The sequence below is a fragment of the Mycobacterium sp. genome (genome assembly GCF_052145595.1).
Lineage (GTDB): Bacteria > Actinomycetota > Actinomycetes > Mycobacteriales > Mycobacteriaceae > Mycobacterium.
The window spans coordinates 1-18,991 of the sequence record NZ_JBKQOI010000158.1; the positions used below are offsets into that span (position 1 = coordinate 1).

General features: G+C 67.1%; 15 protein-coding genes. 10 read left to right on the forward strand and 5 right to left on the reverse strand.

What is annotated here, in order from left to right; genetic code table 11:
- The first annotated feature begins 3 nt into the window (after positions 1–3).
- The 5 genes from ACLP4W_RS14205 (at position 4) to ACLP4W_RS14225 (ending at position 6,039) form a co-directional block, all read left to right on the forward strand.
- A complete protein-coding gene (locus ACLP4W_RS14205) occupies positions 4–957 on the forward strand; it encodes a helix-turn-helix transcriptional regulator (RefSeq protein ID WP_442386915.1) in 954 nt (317 codons plus the stop codon).
- Between the two features lie 85 nt (positions 958–1,042).
- Positions 1,043–1,321, forward strand: coding sequence for a Sec-independent protein translocase subunit TatA (gene tatA / locus ACLP4W_RS14210; RefSeq protein WP_442386888.1), 279 nt, complete (start codon positions 1,043–1,045; stop codon positions 1,319–1,321).
- Between the two features lie 40 nt (positions 1,322–1,361).
- On the forward strand, positions 1,362–2,318 hold the full coding sequence (tatC, locus tag ACLP4W_RS14215) for a twin-arginine translocase subunit TatC (protein WP_442386890.1): 957 nt from the start codon (positions 1,362–1,364) through the stop codon (positions 2,316–2,318).
- 114 nt (positions 2,319–2,432) lie between these two features.
- Positions 2,433–5,213 (forward strand): DEAD/DEAH box helicase, encoded by a 2,781-nt coding sequence (locus ACLP4W_RS14220; RefSeq protein WP_442386892.1) that lies wholly within the window; start codon positions 2,433–2,435, stop codon positions 5,211–5,213.
- Between the two features lie 79 nt (positions 5,214–5,292).
- Positions 5,293–6,039: a DUF4333 domain-containing protein gene (locus ACLP4W_RS14225; RefSeq protein ID WP_442386894.1), complete on the forward strand. Its 747-nt coding sequence runs from the start codon at positions 5,293–5,295 to the stop codon at positions 6,037–6,039.
- 12 nt (positions 6,040–6,051) lie between these two features.
- Here the strand turns inward: ACLP4W_RS14225 and ACLP4W_RS14230 are convergent, their stop codons facing one another.
- A complete protein-coding gene (locus tag ACLP4W_RS14230; RefSeq protein WP_442386896.1) occupies positions 6,052–7,020 on the reverse strand; it encodes a 5'-3' exonuclease in 969 nt (322 codons plus the stop codon).
- Between the two features lie 110 nt (positions 7,021–7,130).
- Here ACLP4W_RS14230 and ACLP4W_RS14235 point away from each other — a divergent pair, with 110 nt between their 5' ends.
- Together ACLP4W_RS14235 and ACLP4W_RS14240 are read left to right on the forward strand one after the other, a co-directional pair.
- Positions 7,131–8,258: a M24 family metallopeptidase gene (locus ACLP4W_RS14235; RefSeq protein ID WP_442386898.1), complete on the forward strand. Its 1,128-nt coding sequence runs from the start codon at positions 7,131–7,133 to the stop codon at positions 8,256–8,258.
- Positions 8,259–8,293: 35 nt separating this feature from the next.
- A complete protein-coding gene (locus tag ACLP4W_RS14240; RefSeq protein WP_442386900.1) occupies positions 8,294–10,540 on the forward strand; it encodes an alpha/beta hydrolase-fold protein in 2,247 nt (748 codons plus the stop codon).
- 10 nt (positions 10,541–10,550) lie between these two features.
- On the opposite strand, the gene ACLP4W_RS14245 is transcribed toward ACLP4W_RS14240, so the two are convergent.
- The 3 genes from ACLP4W_RS14245 to ACLP4W_RS14255 all read right to left on the reverse strand — a co-directional run bounded on the left by ACLP4W_RS14245 (position 10,551) and on the right by ACLP4W_RS14255 (position 14,393).
- Positions 10,551–11,276, reverse strand: coding sequence for a DUF5631 domain-containing protein (locus ACLP4W_RS14245; RefSeq protein WP_442386902.1), 726 nt, complete (start codon positions 11,274–11,276; stop codon positions 10,551–10,553).
- A 1,463-nt stretch (positions 11,277–12,739) separates the two neighbouring features.
- Entirely contained in the window at positions 12,740–13,192 is a 453-nt protein-coding gene (locus ACLP4W_RS14250) for a hypothetical protein (RefSeq protein ID WP_442386904.1), read from the reverse strand.
- Between the two features lie 244 nt (positions 13,193–13,436).
- Positions 13,437–14,393 (reverse strand): hypothetical protein, encoded by a 957-nt coding sequence (locus ACLP4W_RS14255; RefSeq protein ID WP_442386905.1) that lies wholly within the window; start codon positions 14,391–14,393, stop codon positions 13,437–13,439.
- A 443-nt stretch (positions 14,394–14,836) separates the two neighbouring features.
- Between ACLP4W_RS14255 and ACLP4W_RS14260 the strand changes: the two genes are divergently transcribed.
- Positions 14,837–17,536, forward strand: coding sequence for a WXG100-like domain-containing protein (locus ACLP4W_RS14260; protein WP_442386908.1), 2,700 nt, complete (start codon positions 14,837–14,839; stop codon positions 17,534–17,536).
- A 12-nt stretch (positions 17,537–17,548) separates the two neighbouring features.
- Positions 17,549–17,812 (forward strand): hypothetical protein, encoded by a 264-nt coding sequence (locus ACLP4W_RS14265; RefSeq protein WP_442386910.1) that lies wholly within the window; start codon positions 17,549–17,551, stop codon positions 17,810–17,812.
- 25 nt (positions 17,813–17,837) lie between these two features.
- Here the strand turns inward: ACLP4W_RS14265 and ACLP4W_RS14270 are convergent, their stop codons facing one another.
- The gene (locus ACLP4W_RS14270) at positions 17,838–18,248 is read right to left on the reverse strand and encodes a F420-dependent biliverdin reductase (protein ID WP_442386911.1); all 411 of its coding nucleotides are present in this window, start codon (positions 18,246–18,248) and stop codon (positions 17,838–17,840) included.
- Between the two features lie 35 nt (positions 18,249–18,283).
- Between ACLP4W_RS14270 and ACLP4W_RS14275 the strand changes: the two genes are divergently transcribed.
- Positions 18,284–18,991, forward strand: a 708-nt coding sequence (locus tag ACLP4W_RS14275) for an SDR family NAD(P)-dependent oxidoreductase (RefSeq protein WP_442386913.1), incomplete at its 3' end; no start/stop codon positions are given.

Here is an 18,991-nt window from a genome sequence, read left to right on the forward strand (position 1 = left end):
CCTGTGTCTGCCCGGCTGGTCCGGCTGCTCAACATGGTGCCGTATTTCCAGGCCAACCCGAAGGTGACCCGGGCCAAGGCCGCCGCCGACTTGGGGGTGTCCGCCAAGCAGCTGGAGGAGGACCTCAACCAGCTGTGGATGTGCGGCCTTCCCGGCTACTACCCGGGTGATCTCATCGATTTCGAGTTCTCCGGCGACACCATCGAGGTGACGTTCTCGGCGGGCATCGACCGGCCGCTCAAGCTCACGTCGCCGGAGGCCACAGGCCTCCTGGTGGCCCTGCGGGCGCTGGCCGACATTCCGGGCGTGGTCGATCCGGAAGCGGCGCGCAGCGCGATCGCCAAGATCGAGGCCGCGGCCGGCGCCGTCGGGCAAGAGGCCACGGCTTCGGTGGGAGCCGTCGACGAGCCCGCGCCCGTCGAGAATCGGGCCGCGGCCGCGGTCCGCGCGGCGGTGCAGGACAAACACGCGCTGGCCATCGACTACTACGCCGCGTCACACGACACCCTCACCAGCCGCATCGTCGATCCGATTCGGGTACTGCTGATCGGCGGCCACAGCTACTTGGAGGCATGGTCACGCGAAGCCGAAGGGGTCCGGCTGTTCCGCTTCGACCGAATCGTTGACGCCACCGAGCTGGGCGAGCCGGCCGCTCCGCCCGAACCGGCGTTGCAGGCGCCGCCGGACACGTCACTGTTCGACGGCGATCCGTCACTGCCGTCGGCCAAGCTGCGGGTGGCGCCCTCGGCGTCGTGGATGTTCGAGTACTACCCGATGCGGGAGGTGCGCGAGCTGCCGGACGGATCGTGCGAGGCCGTCATGACATATGCCTCTGACGACTGGATGACACGCCTGGTGCTGGGCTTCGGGTCGGCCGTGCAGGTGCTCGAACCGGAGTCGCTCGCACAGCGTGTACGTGATGCCGCGGCCGCCGCGTTGGAGTGTTACCAGGCCTGACGCAGTACTGGCCCGCCACGGCGCGGGCACACCGGCAGTTGGCTCAGCTGCGGTAGCATCGGGTGGACGTCTGGAGGTAACCAAAGTGGGCAGTCTTAGTCCGTGGCACTGGGCGATCCTCGCTCTCGTGGTGATCTTGCTGTTCGGTGCCAAGAAGCTCCCCGACGCGGCGCGTTCGTTGGGCAAGTCGATGCGCATCTTCAAGTCCGAGATGCGGGAAATGCAGAACGAAGGCAAGCCGGAAGCGCCTTCCTTGCAAACACCGTCGGCGACCCCCGCGGTGACCCCTCGGCCCGTCCAGTCGCAGCGAGTCGACCCTCCGGCGGCCAGCGAGCAGGGGCACACCGAAGCACGCCCGGCTTAGCCCCACTGTCGCGGTGCCCGAGCGCCCCTGACCGAGCGTCGTGAAAGGTTTCAAGGTTTCAGCGCGCACCGCCGGCTTGCTGAAGCGACTCAACCCCCGCCAGCGCCGCAGCCGCACCAACCCCGACGCGACGATGTCGCTGGTCGACCACCTGACCGAGTTGCGCACCCGGCTGCTGATCGCCTTGGCCGCGATCCTGGTCACCACGATTTTCGGGTTCGTCTGGTACTCGCATTCGATCTTCGGGCTGGAAAGCCTCGGCGAGTGGCTGCGCCAGCCCTACTGTTCCCTGCCCCAGTCGGCGCGGGCGCAGATCAGCGCTGACGGACACTGCCGGCTGCTGGCCACAGCGCCGTTCGACCAATTCATGTTGCGGCTCAAGGTCGGGATGGCGGCCGGGATCGTGCTGGCCTGTCCGGTGTGGTTCTACCAGCTCTGGGCGTTCATCACGCCCGGGCTCTACCAGAAGGAGCGCCGCTTCGCGATCGCCTTCGTGATCCCCGCCGCGGTGCTGTTCGTCGTCGGCGCCGTGCTGGCCTACTTCGTGCTGTCCAAGGCGCTGGGCTTCTTGTTGACCGTCGGCAGCGACGTGCAGGTGACCGCGCTGTCCGGGGACCGGTATTTCGGCTTCCTGATCAATCTGCTGGTGGTTTTCGGGGTGAGCTTCGAATTCCCGCTGCTCATCGTCATGCTGAACATGGCCGGCGTGCTGACCTACCAGCGGCTCAAGTCGTGGCGGCGCGGTCTCATCTTCTCGATGTTCGCGTTCGCGGCGGTATTCACGCCCGGATCCGATCCGTTTTCGATGACCGCACTCGGGATAGCGCTATCGGTGCTCCTCGAGCTCGCCATCCAGATCGCCCGACTGCACGACAGGCGGAAAGCCAAGCGCGAAGCCCAAGCCCTGATTCCCGACGACGAGGCCTCGGTCATCGAGCCGGCCGCACCGATACCGGAGCCGTCGTTCAGCGCCGGGCAGCATGACGATGTCACCTAGACGCCCGTTGCTCAGACCGGAAGTACTCCCACCCCCTCGCGAGGGCGCGTGTCTGTACGGCGACACGCCGATTTCGACGTACAAAGGCGCACCCTCACGCGATTCGGCGGCAGCGTGACCGAGCTCGCGGAGCTGACCCGGTTCACCGCGGAACTGCCCTTTGCGCTCGACGACTTTCAGCAGCGGGCCTGTGCCGCGCTGGAACGAGGCCATGGTGTGCTGGTCTGCGCGCCGACTGGCGCCGGCAAGACGGTGGTCGGCGAATTCGCCGTGCATCTGGCACTGGCGGCCGGCGGCAAGTGCTTTTACACCACACCGCTCAAGGCGCTGAGCAACCAGAAGCACACCGACCTGACGGTTCGGTACGGCCGCGACCTGATCGGCCTGCTGACCGGTGACATGTCGGTGAACGCCGATGCGCCCGTGGTGGTAATGACCACCGAGGTGCTGCGCAACATGCTGTACGCCGATTCGCCTGCGCTACAAGGACTTTCCTACGTCGTGATGGACGAGGTGCATTTCCTCGCCGACCGGATGCGGGGTCCGGTGTGGGAGGAGGTGATCTTGCAACTGCCCGACGAGGTGCGGGTGGTCAGCCTGTCGGCGACAGTGAGCAACGCCGAGGAGTTCGGTGGCTGGATCCAAGCCGTGCGCGGCGACACGACGGTGGTGGTCGACGAGCACCGGCCGGTGCCGCTGTGGCAACACGTCCTGGTGGGCAAGCGCCTCTTCGACCTGTTCGACTATGACGCCGACGAGGCCGCCGACCCCGCCTCTATCACGCGCCAGCCGCGCGTCGACCCGGAACTGCTGCGCCACATCGCACATCGCCGCGAGGCGGATCGGATGTCGGACTGGCGTGCCCCCCGCCGGCAGGCGGGAAGAGGAGGCGCAGGACGGCCGGGCCGTCCGCCGCGCTTCTACCGGCCGCCCGCGCGACCGGAGGTGATCGCGACCCTGGACTCCGAAGGCCTGTTGCCGGCGATCACGTTCGTGTTCTCCCGGGCCGGCTGCGACGCCGCCGTCAGCCAGTGCTTGCGGTCGCCGCTGCGGCTGACCACAGAGGAGGAGCGCGCACAGATCGCCGAGGTGATCGACCATCGTTGTGGCGATCTCGCCGACTCCGACCTGGCGGTACTGGGCTACTACGAGTGGCGGGAGGGGTTGCTTCGCGGTTTGGCGGCCCACCATGCCGGGATGTTGCCGGCCTTCCGGCACACCGTCGAGGAGCTGTTCACCGCGGGCCTGGTCAGGGCGGTGTTCGCCACCGAAACCCTGGCGCTCGGCATCAACATGCCCGCCCGCACAGTGGTGCTCGAGCGGCTGGTGAAGTTCAACGGTGAGGAGCACGTGCCCCTGACGCCGGGGGAGTACACGCAGCTGACCGGCCGCGCCGGCAGGCGCGGCATCGATGTCGAGGGCCACGCCGTGGTGCTCTGGAATCCCAGCGAAGAGACCACGGAGCCGTCCGCGGTCGCCGGTCTGGCCTCCACCCGCACCTTCCCGCTGCGCAGCTCGTTCGCCCCGTCGTACAACATGACGATCAACCTGGTGCACCGGATGGGCCCCGAGCAGGCCCATCAGCTGCTGGAGCAGTCGTTCGCCCAGTATCAGGCCGATCGCTCCGTGGTCGGCCTGGTCCGCGGCATCGAGCGCGGCAAACGGATGCTCGACGAGATCGCCGCCGAACTGGGTGGACCGGAGGCGCCGATCCTCGACTACGCCCGCATGCGGGCGCGGATCTCCGAGATGGAGCGCGCGCAGTCGCGCGCGTCGCGGCTGCAACGACGGCAGGCGGCCAGTGATGCGCTGGCCGCGCTGCGCCGAGGCGACATCATCAACATCACCCACGGCCGGCGCGGCGGGCTGGCGGTGGTGCTGGAATCGGCGCGCGACAGCTCCGACCCGCGCCCGCTGGTGCTCACCGAGCATCGCTGGGCGGGCCGGATTTCGTCGGCGGACTATTCGGGCGCGTCGGCGCCGGTGGGCTCGATGTCATTGCCCAAGCGGGTCGAACACCGCCAGCCACGAGTCCGTCGCGACCTCGCCTCGGCGCTGCGATCGGCCGCCGCCGGGTTCACCGTTCCGGCCCGCCGCCGCGGCGGCGATCAGGATGGCGAGTTCCACGACCCGGAACTGGCGTCGTTGCGGGCGCAGTTGCGCCGGCACCCGGAACACAACAGCCCCGGACTCGAGTCCCGGATCCGCCAGGCCGAGCGCTACCTGCGCATCGAACGCGACAACGCGCAACTGGAGCAAAAGGTGGGCGCCGCCACCAACTCGCTGGCCAGGACGTTCGACCGCATCGTCGGGCTGCTCACCGAGCGCGGCTTCATCGAAGGCCCGGCCAGTGATCCCCACGTCACCGACGACGGCCGGTTGTTGGCCCGCATCTACAGCGAAAGCGACCTGTTGGTCGCCGAATGCCTGCGTACCGGGGCGTGGGAAGGCTTGAAGCCGCCCGAGTTGGCCGCGGTGGTCTCGGCCGTGCTGTACGAGTCGCGGGGCGGCGACGGCCCCAGCGCCGCGTTTGCCGCCGAGGCGCCCACCCAGCGCTTGCGGCAGGCGCTGCAGCAAACGTCGAGGCTGTCGGTTGCGCTGCGCGCCGATGAGCAGGCGCACCGGATCGGCCCGAGTCGCGAGCCCGACGACGGCTTTGTCGACGTGATCTACCGCTGGACCCGGACCGGGGAGTTGGCCGCGGCGCTGGCCGCCGCCGACGCCGGCGGCGCCGGTTCGCCATTGTTGGCGGGCGATTTCGTGCGGTGGTGCCGGCAGGTGCTCGACCTGTTGGACCAGGTTCGCAACGCCGCACCTGACGCAGAGCTGCGGGGCGCCGCCAAACGGGCCATCAATGACGTTCGGCGCGGCGTCGTTGCAGTTGACGCCGGGTAGGCTGGGCCGGAGCTACGGTTGAATCCGTAACGCGATTCGGATCAGTTCGGGCAAGACACAAGGGAACTCAGGAGAAACGATGAGCGGACCGCAGGGATCGGACCCGGGACACCAGTGGCAACCGCCCGGTGAGGGTGGCGATCGGTCCTCGGAGCCGACCCAGGTGGCGCCATCGCCCTGGCAGCAGCAGCCGAGCCAGGAGGGGACGTGGCAGGCACCGGCTTATACGCCGCCCGCCGAGTACCCGCAGTACCAGCAGCCGGCTGAGCAGGCTTACCCGCAGCAGTACCCCCAGCAGCCCGGATACGGACAGCCCGCCCAGTATGGCCAGTACGGTCAGCCGGGCCAGTACGGTCAATACGGTCAGCCGGGGCAGTACGGTCAGCCCGGCCAATACGGTCAGCCCGGCCAATACGGTCAACCGGGCGAGCCCGGTCAGTACGGCCAATACCCGCAGCAGTACGCGCCCTATGAACAACCAGCGAAGAAGCGCTCGGTTGCGCTGATTGGCGGCGTGGTGGGCGTGATCGCCTTTCTGCTCATCGCGGCCGTGCTGGTGCTCGGTTTCTGGCAGCCCGGGTTTTTCGTCACCACCAAGCTGGACGTGAGCAAGGCCCAGGCCGGTGTGCAGCAAGTCCTCACCGACGAGACGAATGGCTACGGCGCCAAGAACGTCAAAGACGTCAAGTGCAACCAGGGCCGCGACCCCATCGTCAAGAAGGGCGCCAGCTTCGACTGCGACGTCAGCATCGACGGCGCCCAGAAGCGCGTGACGGTGACCTTCCAGGACAGCAAGGGCACCTACGAGGTCGGTCGGCCGCAATAGCCCGATTGCCCGTTAGGCGGGCAGTGCGTCGAGCGCTTTCTGCAAGCGGGCAATCGACGACCCGACGCCCAGCTCGCTCGCCAGCTTGGCGGTGCGCTTCGGATCCGCGGCCACCAGCGGCAGGGCATCGGTCGGCGTCGACAGCATGACCGGCGCGTCGGTGGCCACTCGCACCACCGTGCCGGCGGCCTCGATGTAGTCAGTCGCACCCAGCAGTTTTGCCCGCAAACCCTTGGCCATCTTGGATTGCGGGTCGCGGGCGGCAGTCAGGATCCGATCGAGCGAACCATGCTGGGCCAGCAGGGTCGCCGCCGTCTTCTCGCCGACGCCCGGCACACCCGGCAGGCCGTCGGACGGGTCGCCGCGCAACAGCGCGAGTTCGGCGTACGCCGGCCCGGCCCGATCCACCGGCACGCCATAATGTTCGGCCACCTCCGCGGGCCCGAACAACGTGGCCTTGGTCAGCCCGCGGCCCAGGTAGAGCACCCGGACGGGGATGGGATCGTCGGTGACCACCTGCAGCAGGTCGCGGTCCCCGCTGACGACGACGACCGGGTCGTTGCGTTCGGCCGCCGCCAGCGTGCCCAGCACATCGTCGGCCTCGAACCCCGGTGCGCCCGCGGTCGGGATGCCGAAGGCGTCCAGCAACTCCATGATCATGTCGACCTGCGGGGTCAGCTCGTCGGGGACTTCCTCGATGTCGGGCTGGCCAGCGGGCTCCGGCCCGCCAATTTCTTGAGCCACCCGGTGCGCTTTGTACGACGGGATGAGATCGACGCGGAATTGTGGCCGCCAGTCCAGGTCGAGGCACACCACCAGCCGGCTGGGTCGCTGTCGGGTGATCACCACGGCCATCGAGTCGATGAATCCGCGTACGGCGTTGATCGGCCGGCCGTCGGGGGAGGTGATCGACGACGGCACCCCGAAATACGAGCGAAACCACATGCTGGCGCCGTCGAGCAGCAACAGGGGTGCGGGCATGCCGGCTATGGTCTCACGTCGCCGAACGTCGACTTGTCGTCGACCACTTTGCCAAATCGGCACAACGAGTCGACGTTCGGCCGACCAGCGGCGCGGTTAGCCTTGCTGCCATGGATTCCCACCGATTCGACGCAACGGTATATGCCCGCCGCCTGGCCGCGGCGGCCGAGGCGGCCGCCCAGGCGGGCCTCACCGGCCTGGTGATCACGCCCGGCTACGACCTGCGCTATCTGATCGGCTCGCGCGCCCAGACCTTCGAGCGGCTCACCGCGCTGGTGTTGCCGGCCGCCGGTGACCCGACGGTTGTGCTGCCGCGGCTGGAACTGGCCTCGCTGAAAGGGTCAGCCGTCGCGGAACTGGGCCTGGCGGTGCGGGATTGGGTCGACGGCGACAACCCGTACCAGTTGGTGAGCGCCGCTTTGGGCAACGGCCCGGTCGCGACGGCCGTCACCGACTCCATGCCGGCGATGCACCTGTTGCCGCTGGCCGATGTGCTCGGGGTGGTGCCGATACTGGCCACCGATGTGCTGCGCGGATTGCGGATGGTCAAGGAGGAATGTGAGATCGACGCGCTGCGCAAGGCCGGTGCGGCCATCGATCGGGTGCATGCCCGAGTGCCAGAGTTTCTGCGCCCGGGCCGCACCGAGGCCGACGTCGCCGCCGACATCGCTGAAGCTATTGTGGCCGAAGGGCATTCGGAGGTGGCGTTCGTCATCGTCGGTTCCGGCCCGCACGGTGCCGACCCGCATCATGGTTATTCGGATCGAGAACTGCAGGTTGGTGACATCGTCGTCGTCGACATCGGCGGGGCCTGCGAGCCCGGATATCACTCCGACTCGACTCGCACCTACAGCATCGGTGAGCCGAGAACCGATGTGGCACAACAGTATTCGGTGTTACAGGAAGCTCAGCACGCGGCTTTCGCAGCCGTCCGTCCGGGTGTGACGGCCGAGCAGGTCGACGCCGCCGCCCGCGACGTGCTGGCCGAGGCCGGGCTCGCGGAGTTTTTCGTGCACCGCACCGGACACGGCATCGGACTGTCGGTTCACGAAGAGCCGTACATCGTCGCCGGAAACGACCTGCCGCTGACCGTGGGCATGGCCTTTTCCATCGAGCCGGGCATCTACTTCCCGGGCCGGTGGGGCGCCCGGGTCGAAGACATCGTCGTCGTCACCGAGGACGGCGCCCTGGCCGTCAACAATCAGCCGCACGAACTTGTCGTGGTGCCCGTGTCTTAACGATCACGACACCCTCGCCGCGTAGGTTGGGCGTGGTGTCAATCCTGGATCTCACGCTGCTTCCCATCCGCATTGCAAGTCATATCGCCGACGCGGTGCTGCACCCAAGCTCACCAGCACCGGCGCCGCCGGCCAAGCTCATCGTGGTCGATGGGATGCCCGAGGGCGTGCCGCCGGCGGCGCGGCGGCCCGAGCCCAAGCTGCCCGTGCCGTCGAAATGGCCGTTCGGCGAGGAGTTTCCACGTACCTGCGGCGCGGGCCGGCTGGCCGGCGGGGCCCTGTTCTGGACCGACTTCCTCTACGACGACCACGGCGCGACCGGCATCCCGGTCGGGGATCTGAAGATCCAGGCGCCGCCACGCGGCACCTACGTCTACCCCGACGGGCCCGCGGCCCGCAACGGTGCCGACATTTTCCGCGTCGCCATCGGGCTCACCGAGACGCACACGTGGTGGCGCGTCGACTGGAACACGCTGGTGGACGCCTCGGTGCCCATCGCGCTGTTCGCCTTCGACACCGGTCCCGCCCGGGTTGGTTCGGGGGAGTGGCCGGCCGGTGCCGGCGTGCGTTCGGCCGGCATTGACATGGGCCTGCTGGTCTCGGGTAGCGGCGCCGCCCTGATCGACCTGACCACTCAGGTCACGACGGCGGTCGAGCACAGCGTCGACATGGAGTCGCGGTCGTTTCTGGCGCAGATTCCGCGGTCGTTGGTCGAGCCCGCCGGAAGCTGGACGGTGCGGCTGGCCGCCGGTTTGGCCAACTCCGCGGGGGATGGGTTCGCCGACGTGCCCGCCGAGCGTGGTGCGGTGCCCGGGCAACCCAACGTGTACAACGTCGCGTTTCGCACCAACGAGCAGGAGACCCCGCATCTGAACTTCTGGTCCGATTCGGCCCAGGCCGCGGCCCTGACCAGCGGCGACGTCTCCGAGTTCGCGCTGACCGTGCCTTGGGACCAGCTCGCGGAGCGCGAAACCACTCCCGAACCCGTCATCACCGGCCCGTCGACCCGCTGGTACGTGTCCTCAGTCGATTTGGGGCAGGGCGTCGCGGTCGACGATATTTTGAGCACCAAGCCGCAGTTCCTGGGTCGGGTGCAGCCCTATTCGGTGTGCCTGCCGTCGACGTACGCGCCCGGTCAGACGTTGCCGCTGACCCTGCTGCTGCATTCGCTTGCACTGGGGCAGAACCAATTTGCCGCGATCGACCCGCGCCTGTTGCACGAAGTCTGCGAGGGCCGCGACTCGGTGGTGGTCACGCCGCTGGCCCGAGGCCCGTCGACCTGGTACTTCGACACCGGCGAACTCGACGTTTGGGAGGTGTGGGCGCGGGTGGCCGAACAGCTGGGCACCGACCCGAATCGCACTGTGGTCTCGGGTTATTCGATGGGTGGGTATGGGGCCTACAAGCTGGGATTGAGCTACCCGCAGGTGTTCTCGCAGGCGGTTGTGCTGGCGGGCCCGCCGGCGTGCGGGGTGCGGCTGCTTCCCGACGTGGACATTCCGGCAGACCTTGACCTGGACTCGGCGTGTGCCCGTGAGGGTGACACCTGGAAGCTGCTGGTGAATGCCCGGTGGCTGCCGTGCGTCATCGCGCACGGGCTGGTCGACGAACTGGTGCCGTTCGCCTCGGCCGCCGAGCAGGTGCTCGAACTCGACCGGCTGGGCTACCGGCACCGGTTCACCGTGTATCCGCTCGAGGATCACATCGCCTGGGTGTTTCAGGACAAGTTCGAGGACCCGATCGCTCACATGGGAACCGCTCTGCGCCAAGCGGATCCGGGCCACATCACGTTCGCTTGGTATCCCCAGCTGGTGCGGGACGACTTGGGGATCGGGCCGCACCAGGTGTGGTGGCTGTCGGAGCTGACCGCGGATCCGTCGGTGACGGCGCGGCGCGGGGCCGTCGCCCAAGTCGACGCGCGGTCGTACGCCCGGCCGGACCCGACCCACACCGTTCGGCATCACCGCGGCGTTGTCCTCAACTTCGACCCGAGCCCTGGGTTGTACAGCGAGCTGGACTGGCGAGTGGGGCCGCCCGTCGGCGCGCTGCCGTATCTGACGCTGCGGCTTAGCGGGGTCGCGGGTCTCACGGTCGATGTTGCGCGTGCCGGGCTGGCCGCGTTACCGTCGTCGACGATCACGGTGGCCGCCGACACCGCCGCGCAGATCACGCTTAGTGGGTTACCCGACGGGGTTGAGGTGGAGGTTGACGGTCAGCCGAGCGGGCCGACAGTGGCGGTGTTGCCTGGGCGGCACCGGATTACGTTGACCGCGGAGGAGTGACTCGGGCTCGTCAAGACCCGCTGTTGCAGGCTTGGAACCAAGCGAGGTGGTAGTTGGCGGCTGACTTGTCGCCGCCCACAAGCGCGTCGATCGCGGCCAGCAGTTGCCAATTGCCGACATCGTGCGCATCCACATGGTCGGGGTAACTGTCGAGGACGCGGGCGCTGATCGCGGCCAGATGCTCGTGCAGGAGCTCGACTTCTTTATCCAGGACCCCGGTGCCAGCGGACGCTGCTTTGGCCAGCGTGTGGGCCAGCTGCGGCAGCCCGTCGCGCCACTGGGTCGCTTGGTTGAGTTCCCAGCCGAGTTCCTCGATCTCGGGGACGTGCCGGGGCCGCGGTGACGTGGGGACCGGCTCGTCATCCTCCGCGGGGATGTGGTGGATCGGGGTGTAGCCGGCGGCGACACTGACTTCGCCGAGCAGGATTTCCAGGTCGCCGCGCCGTCTTTCCGGAGATAGCAGCGTGACCGCGGCCGGGAGCTCGATGCCGGGTGGGATCCAGCCGCTGGCCAGGTCGGTTGTCAGCACGGTGGTGCCATCGGGGCGGTCGCCGGCCGCCCAGGCCAGGCGGGGTTGTTGGCGGGCCACCGCGGACACCAGTCGCTCCAGGCGTGCACGGGCGGTGGCATTGGCTGATGCCGCCCCGGCAGCCGCCCCGGTGGCGGTGGCGGCGACGGCTTGTGTTTCGAGGCTTGACGGCGACGATGTGGGGGGTGGGGGAGTCGCCCGACGCACGACCGTCGGCTGACCTGCACTGCCTTGTCCGGCCGACGGATGTACTGGCGCCGAGCCCGGCATCGCCGACGGCGGGGGGCCTGGCGTGGCGGCTGGCGTCGTGGCCGCTGAGATGGTTGGCCGCAGGTCGGAGGCGTACGCGGGGAGTGGACCCGTCGGTGTCGCTGCGACCGGTGCGGCTGGGGCAGCCGGACCTGCCACTACCTGCGGTGCCGCGGTCGCGTCGACGGCGGGCGCATGCGCGACGGGCGGTGGCGAATCAACCACGGGCGCGTGGACTTGGCCGCCCAGGTCGGCGGAAGGGGCCGTCGGCGGCACGTCCGGCTGTATTGGCGCCATCGGGGCCGGAGGAGGCGTCGCACCAGCGGCTGTCGGCAACGGCGCGCCGGTCTGCAAGCCTTTGTCGAAGCTGTGCATCAATTCGCCCGGGGTCACGCCTTGGGCCGGGCCCGTGGGGGCTAGTGGTGCGCTGGTCAGGGGCGGGAGAGAAGCGCCGGACGTAGACGACAAAGCGCTAGGTACTCCCGAGTTCGGCGCCCCAGGCAGCGATGTCCCCGATGTCGGGGTGGTGGGCACTGCGGGAGATGGGGCTGGCATCGGTCCCGTAGCTGCTAGCCCCGGGGGAGGTGTCTTGTTGAAAGCCGAGGTAACGCTCATGCCAGAGCCGGCAACGCTGGGGGCAACCTGCCCTCCTGCGGATGGAGGTGGGGTGCCAGGTGGAGGTGCAAAGCCTGGCGTGCCGCCCGCGGGAGAGCCGGAGACACCGCTGACAACGTGTTCTCCTGCGGATGGAGGTGGTGGCTCGGCTGGTGTCTTGAAGGACGCTGCGCCCATCTGTGACCCAGGTTTGCCAAGGACGCCGCTTACATGCTCCTCCAGGCTCTTTTGGTCGTCGGGTTGTCGGAACATTTGGCCAACGTCGAGACCGTGGGCTTGTGCGAATTGGCGCGAGGATTGCCCGGGAGCCTCCTCGTCCAGGATGCGCTGCATCGCATCGAATACGTTGCCGCTATATTTCGCGGCGGCCATATTGGACAGCGCTCGATACCGGTGAATTGCGGCGACAATCTGAGGCACTTTGGTTTCAAGGGGCTGTTTTGAGTCTTGAATGTCTTTGATCTCTTTGTTGCCCTCGTCAGCCAAACCGGTTAAATCCTGCTGGAGACTTACCATGCTGTCGTAGGCGGTGCCATATGCGTTCTCCTTGACCCCATTCTTTTCGGCAACCCGCCGGGCTTGATCCTCACCCTGTCGGAAAGCACTGCGCAGATCGTCAGCCGTATAGCCCTGCTGTTCGGCTAGCGGGCCGGTTTGGGCATTGCGCAGCATATCTGCAAAATTGGAAAACCCCGTCTTGACCTTTCCACGGTTGGTCTTGCCGTGCGAAAGCGCCATCAGATCCGTGTCATCGGGCCATTGGTCACCGACAATCAAAAGTGACCAATCGCCGGGAGGAAAAGGCGTCATTTGCAGAGCCTTTCGATCTCCAAAGTAGCGTCGTCCCCAGCACGTAGCGTCGGTTCCATTTCAGGATCGGATAGGTTGTTCTGATAATCCACCACAAGTTCCTGAAAAATGTCAGTAAGTCTCTGGACTGTCTTTGCGAGCTCATTTGGCGTCGCCGGCTGTTCAGAAAGCATGGTCCGGAGATATTCGCTGCCGGCAAGAATTGCTTGTTGTCCATTAATCGCGAATACCAGCTGGGCGGTCGGATCGGTGCCTCTGTCGCGAGCCGAACTCGCCTTGATCGCATTGTGCACCTTGTCGTGCGCAGCACACACCTTCGCCTTGGCGTCGGCAACCTGTTGGGCGGTGTAGGTCGGGGGCGGCGGTGATTTGGCCGGTACAGGTCGAAACCAGCCGACGATCGCGACGCCGAGTGTCACTAGAAGGGCGACCGTCAGGAACGCAAACATTGGCCACTGCCGCCTCGGCTTAGGTGGCATTGTGGCTGGCCACGGAGGCGGGACAGGCGGAGCAGTTGGAGGCGGGGGAAGATCCGACACGTTTCTGATCGTATCGTTCTGCAGTACTACCGGTAGTCACCCTCGACGCGGCCCAGAGCATCCGCTCGTGTTGTCGAGATGATAGCGGCAACCAGGGCGAAGAAGCCGAAACCGGTTGCTGCGCAAATGGTCTGATACTCAAGCGCGGCGACCGCTAGCGGCTCGCGTCCGCGTCGTCCTCATCGCGCTTGGGGTCGGGCAGGAGAATACGTCGACTCGTAATCGGTTTGCCCTCAACGCGTTTGACGACCTCGGGTGCGGGCGGCGGTGTGGTGATACGGCCCTGGACGGGTGCACCGTTCTTCACCGCCGGGGCGACGATGCGTTTGGTGTCGGGCTTTGTGTCACCGCCTGTGCTCGCGGCGCCGTGCATCGCTCCCGGCGGCATCATCGGCATCGCACCCATCGGGCCCCGCGGCGCGCCCGTCGGGGCCGTTGCAGGGGGTGGCGCCGGTGAGGTGGCGTGCGAAGACGCTGGCTCAGTACCGGCCGACGGAGCGGGAAGCGGCCCGAGCATCGCGGTCGGTGTGGTGGCACCCAGACCGCCGCCGCCCGCACCACCGCCACCGCCACCGAGGTCGCCGGCACCGCTGGTGGCCCCGAGCAACTCACCGGGAATGGCCTCGGCTGCCGTCGCAGCTCCTCCCGCGCCGTGCTGCAGCGCACCCATACCCGCCTGCATCGCCTGCTGTCCGATCTGAGCAACCTGCTGCGGGATCTGGCCCAGCGGTTGCAGCACACCACTGATGGCGCCGCCGATCCCGCTGGCGATGCCGGATGCCATCTGCGGTATCTGCTGAAGCATCTTTTCCATCTCGTCTTGGCCGCCGACCCCGGCCAGCTTCCCCGATGCCTGTTCCTCATTGGCGGGGAACTTGTTGAGCGCGTCGCCGGTTTTCGCACCGCGCTCGGCGTACCCGGCGGCGGCGTCCGCGGCGTCGGCGGGATCGCCGCTATTGGCAGCCAAACCAAGCATTTTCAGCAACTGGCTGATGTACGACCTCCCCATTGCCAGCTGATCGGGCGTGATCCCCGGCGGCGGGGGCTGCCCGGTCAACTGTGCAAGTCGGTCCAGAAATATCCGTACCTGCTGGCCGTCGTCCCCACTCATGACGCCCTCCCGCACACTGCTGGGTGCAACGAGGCGAAAACACCCCGCGTGGCGGATTCGGGCCCTGCAGGGGGCCGCGCCCGGCGCGCCCCGCGGTACTGGTCAGCCTGCGAATGCAGCAAACCAGCGTCGACCAACATCGTTACCCTTTCCAGCTATCAACGTTTCGATACCCACCCCGGCGGACAAGCAGCCCCGTCCCGGCAGGTAACCCTTCCCGAATGCTGCAGGTCCGACCTACATTGTGCCCCCGTGCGCTGATGGCGAGGCTAACCACGGCGCGGGTTGCGGTCAATTCACCGCTGGACTCCGTGACGCCCGACGAGGTGCCACGCGATGCGCCCGTTGATGAATGAGTTGTGGTCCTGGTCGGTCGTAGCTAGCTTGGCGGCGGACCCTTAGGTGAATAGCGATGACGGGCGCGCGGGGCGAGAATTCCGCGCGTGGCGCCACTGGCGGTAGATCCGGAGGCGTTGTCCGCTGCGGGCAGCGCCGTGGTTGCCGCTGGCGACGGTGTGGCCGCAAATCTGACCGTCTTGACGGCTGGTTTTGGAGCCAATACAGGCCACGATGTGGCCGGTACGGTGTTCGGCCTGGCATATCAGGATGCGGCCGAGTCGCTGTTGAAGGCCGCGACGGCCGCGATCAACGCCTGCCGGTGCAGCGGCGCCCTAATACAAACCGGCGCATCGAATTACTCGAAGGCCGAAGTGGCGTCAACTCTAGGGGGAGGTGCCGGCGTCTTGCAGGCGCCCGCCGAGCCGGTCAAGATCGCGGCCCCTGGACCACCGGGAACGCTCGGTCCCGGGCAGCCCCCACCTCTGCTCTGGGCAGTGGTCGAGTCATTCGTCGACAGCGTATGGCCCGACGGCGACGTGGCGGGGCTGCACGCGGCCGCGGCTCGTTGGCGGAGCTTCAGTGCGGCGGTGAGCGGGATGCAGGGTGCACTCAACGCTTCCGAGTCACTAGTAAGTGCGCAGCAGATCCCCGAAGGTGGGCAAATAGATCAGGTCTTGTCGCAGATTGGGACCTCCACCGCGAGTGTCGGTGAGCAGTGCGGGAAACTCGCCACCACACTCGACGATTTCGCCAACGAGGTGGAACACGCCCAGAACGCGATCCGGGATTTGCTGCACCGGCTGGGGTCACTGGCAGACCTGGCGCACGACGTGGTGTTGATCTTCGACGGCGATGCGCTCGATGAGATCAAGAAGGTCGCCCACGACATCAATGACGTGCTGCATAACCTGGGGCGCGAGGCCCGGGCTTTCGAACAGGGAATCAAGCTGGTGATGCAGGTCGGCGACGGACTGGTCGTCGGGCTGGAGAAGTACATGCGCCGCCAGTTCACCCATTTCTTGGGTGACGCGGTCGGAAACCAAGTGGCGACCACTTTCGACTTCTTCGCCAATGCCAATGAGGGTTTCGTCAAGGGCGCGATCGGCATGGTGCAAGGCATGGTCGATCTCGACCCCCGGTGGTTCCTCGTTGATCCCAAGGGTGCGGCGGCCACCTGGATGGGCATGGCGAAGGGAGGCTTGGTCAATGCCTTGCTCAACCCCCAGGAGGCCGGGGAAGCGAACATACAGATGTTCAAATCGTTGCTGCACCTTGAGGATTGGCGTAGGGATCGGCCGGGATTGGGGTTCGGTGAGAACGTCTTCGATGTCGGGATGCTCTTCCTTCCCGGAGCTGGAGAGGCCGGTGGGGCGGCGGAAGGTGCTGGGGCAGCCGGGTGTGGCGCCGAAGCCGCAAAGGCTGCTGGCACCGCAGAGCGTGCCGGCGGGAGAGCGGCTGGTGGGCTTGCAGATCTCGCGGGTGCTCGCGGCGCACTGGGTGATATCACCCGCACTAGCAGTGGCCTGACCAAAGACCTCGAAGGCCTTACCGGAAATCTTCCCAAGGTCGATCCTCCGCCAGGTGGCCGCCCGGTGGGCCTGCCACCGCCGAAGCCATTCGAGGCGCCGGTCGAGCCCGCACCGCGCACGCCGGAGTCCACGGTGCCGGTCATGCCCGAAACCGAGTCGCCAACCGGCCCGACGGGCTCAACGCCCGGGGAGCGGCCTGGAGCGCCGGTGGGTCCGCATGAACCCGGGCCTGCGCCAGCGGGTGGTCCGCACGATCCGGCGCCGGCGTCGGTGCCGGCGGCCACCCCGCGGGAGCCTGTGTCGGTGCTCGCTGCAACGCGTGAGCGCCTGCCCTCACCTATTCCGCAATTGGCTGAAGATTCGCCGGCTCGGGTGCCGGTATCGCCCAGCGGAACTCCCGTTGAGCCAGCACCTGCGGCTACGCACTCATCGCATCCCGCGCCTGCGTTTACGTCTGCGGCACCCCAGGCGTCGGCGCCACATTTCACGCCTCCGAGCGTGCGCCCCCCCGAACTGCCGGCACCGGGCAGCGGCGGCTGGCACGGGCCTGGTGACGGCGGCCCTCCGGGCGGTCGGCCACACGGAAGGCCACCACATGGCGGGGAACCCCACGGACCCGGCGACGGCGGTCCGCTGGGCGGTCGCCGATACGGACAGGCACCGCGCGATGGCGGTCCACACAGACCTGGCGACGGAGGTCCCCGCGATGATCGCCCACACGGACCACCTAGCGACGGCACGCCTCACGGGCCTAGCGACGACGGTGGCCTCCACGAGGATGATGCATCATCGGGGGGACTGAGCGCCGAAAAGCGCGACGAAATCATCGCCACGCCGAAGGGTATTCGCCCTGATCCTTCCGAATACCTGTCCCGAGAATATATCGAAAGCCACCTCGAAAAGTTCACCGACGGCGGAACTCGATTTATGCCAGAAAGCAATCTCGAGAAGTATGGGATTGCCCAACGGGACGGCACATCATTCGTAATACCTAAAAATGAGGCCGATGCGATGATAGAGGCAACTGTTGGCGATCCCCGTGCAATAGAGAATGAGCTGGGCCTGCCCGAGGGCTTTCTCGACTCGAATAACATCGTAAGGATCGATATAGCTGATCCTGAGGCATTTCACCTGCGGATGCCGTCCGGTAACGAGGCAGGCGCCAATGACCAATGGATTCCTGGGGGCCAACTGCCGAACGGCGCATCGGAGGCAGTCGTAGACGGCGGGGATATACCGCCGGATGACTATACTGTTACGGACGTCTTCAAATAGAAAAGAGATGTAATGAAATTCGATGACAAATATTTTTCAAGAGAAAACAGATATTCGATCGGCGTCGAATCAACGTCGGGCCGGTACTACGCATCGATACCAGTAAGCAATGGCGTTGTCGACTACGAAGAATATTACGAACTCACACAAGAGCAATATGACGAGTTCCTACGTGACAGCGGAGCCGCAATTGAGTTCATAGAAGCTTGTCGTAGGCGGGAGCACGACGACTTGCTCTTGCAAAGACCGGGCAGTAACCGCGGGACTCCGGTCTAAGCGCCCTTCAATCGCTCGTCGAAAGCTACTCGCCCCGGTCCAGCAGATCCGACGAACCGAGCACCCGCTCCACATGGACCTCGATGACCACCCGTCGCGGGTTGGCCCGTGGGGTGCGGTAGCGCTGGGCATAGCGCAGCTCGGCGTCACGCACGGCGTCGGCATCGCTGTTCACCTTGGACCGGCCCTCCAGCGACAGCCACCGCGCGCCGTCGACCTGACTGAGCACGGCCATCCCGGCGCGGTCGGCATTGACGGCCTTCTGGGAGCCGCCGGTGGTGATCACCCGCGCGATGTGAGTCTTGGGATCGAAGGTGAAACCGACCGCCACCACATGCGGTGAATTGTCGGCCCGCAGCGTGGTCAGCATGGCCAGATGCCGTTCGGACAGAAATGCCAGCGCGTCGTCCGTGAGCCGGGTAGTGGTATTCGCCATCACTGCTCACGCTAGCGCAGGTCATAATCGCAGCCGTGGACGACACGGGCGCAGGTCCGGTACTAATCCTGGGTGGCCGCAGCGAAATCGGCATCGAACTGGCGCGGCGCCTGGCTCCCGGAGCAACGGTAGTGCTGGCCGCACGCAAGGCCGATCAGCTCGGCGAGCAGGTCGCCGCCGTCCGTGAAGCCGGCGCCGCGGCGGTGCACACCGCAGAGTTCGACGCCGACGACCTGGCCTCGCACGGCCCGCTGGTCGCTTCGGTCGTCGCGCAACACGGCCCCATCGGCACCGCGGTGCTGGCCTTCGGGATCCTCGGCGACCAGGCCCGCGCCGAGACCGATGCCGCGCACGCGGTGGCCATCGTGCACACCGACTATCTCGCCCAGGTCAGCGTGCTCACCCACCTGGCCGCCGCGATGCGCACGGCCGGGCAAGGCTCACTGGTGGTGTTCTCCTCGGTGGCCGGGGTGCGGGTGCGCCGCGCCAACTACGTTTACGGCTCGGCCAAGGCGGGCCTCGACGGCTTCGCCAGCGGGCTGGCCGACGCGCTGCACGGCACCGGGGTGCGGTTGCTGATCGCGCGTCCCGGCTTCGTCATCGGGCGCATGACCCTGGGCATGACGCCCGCGCCGCTGCCCAGCACCCCGGAGCAAGTGGCCGCGGCAACTGTGCATGCGCTGGCCAAGGGTCGACGCACCGTGTGGATCCCGTGGGCACTGCGGCCGATGTTCTTCGTGATG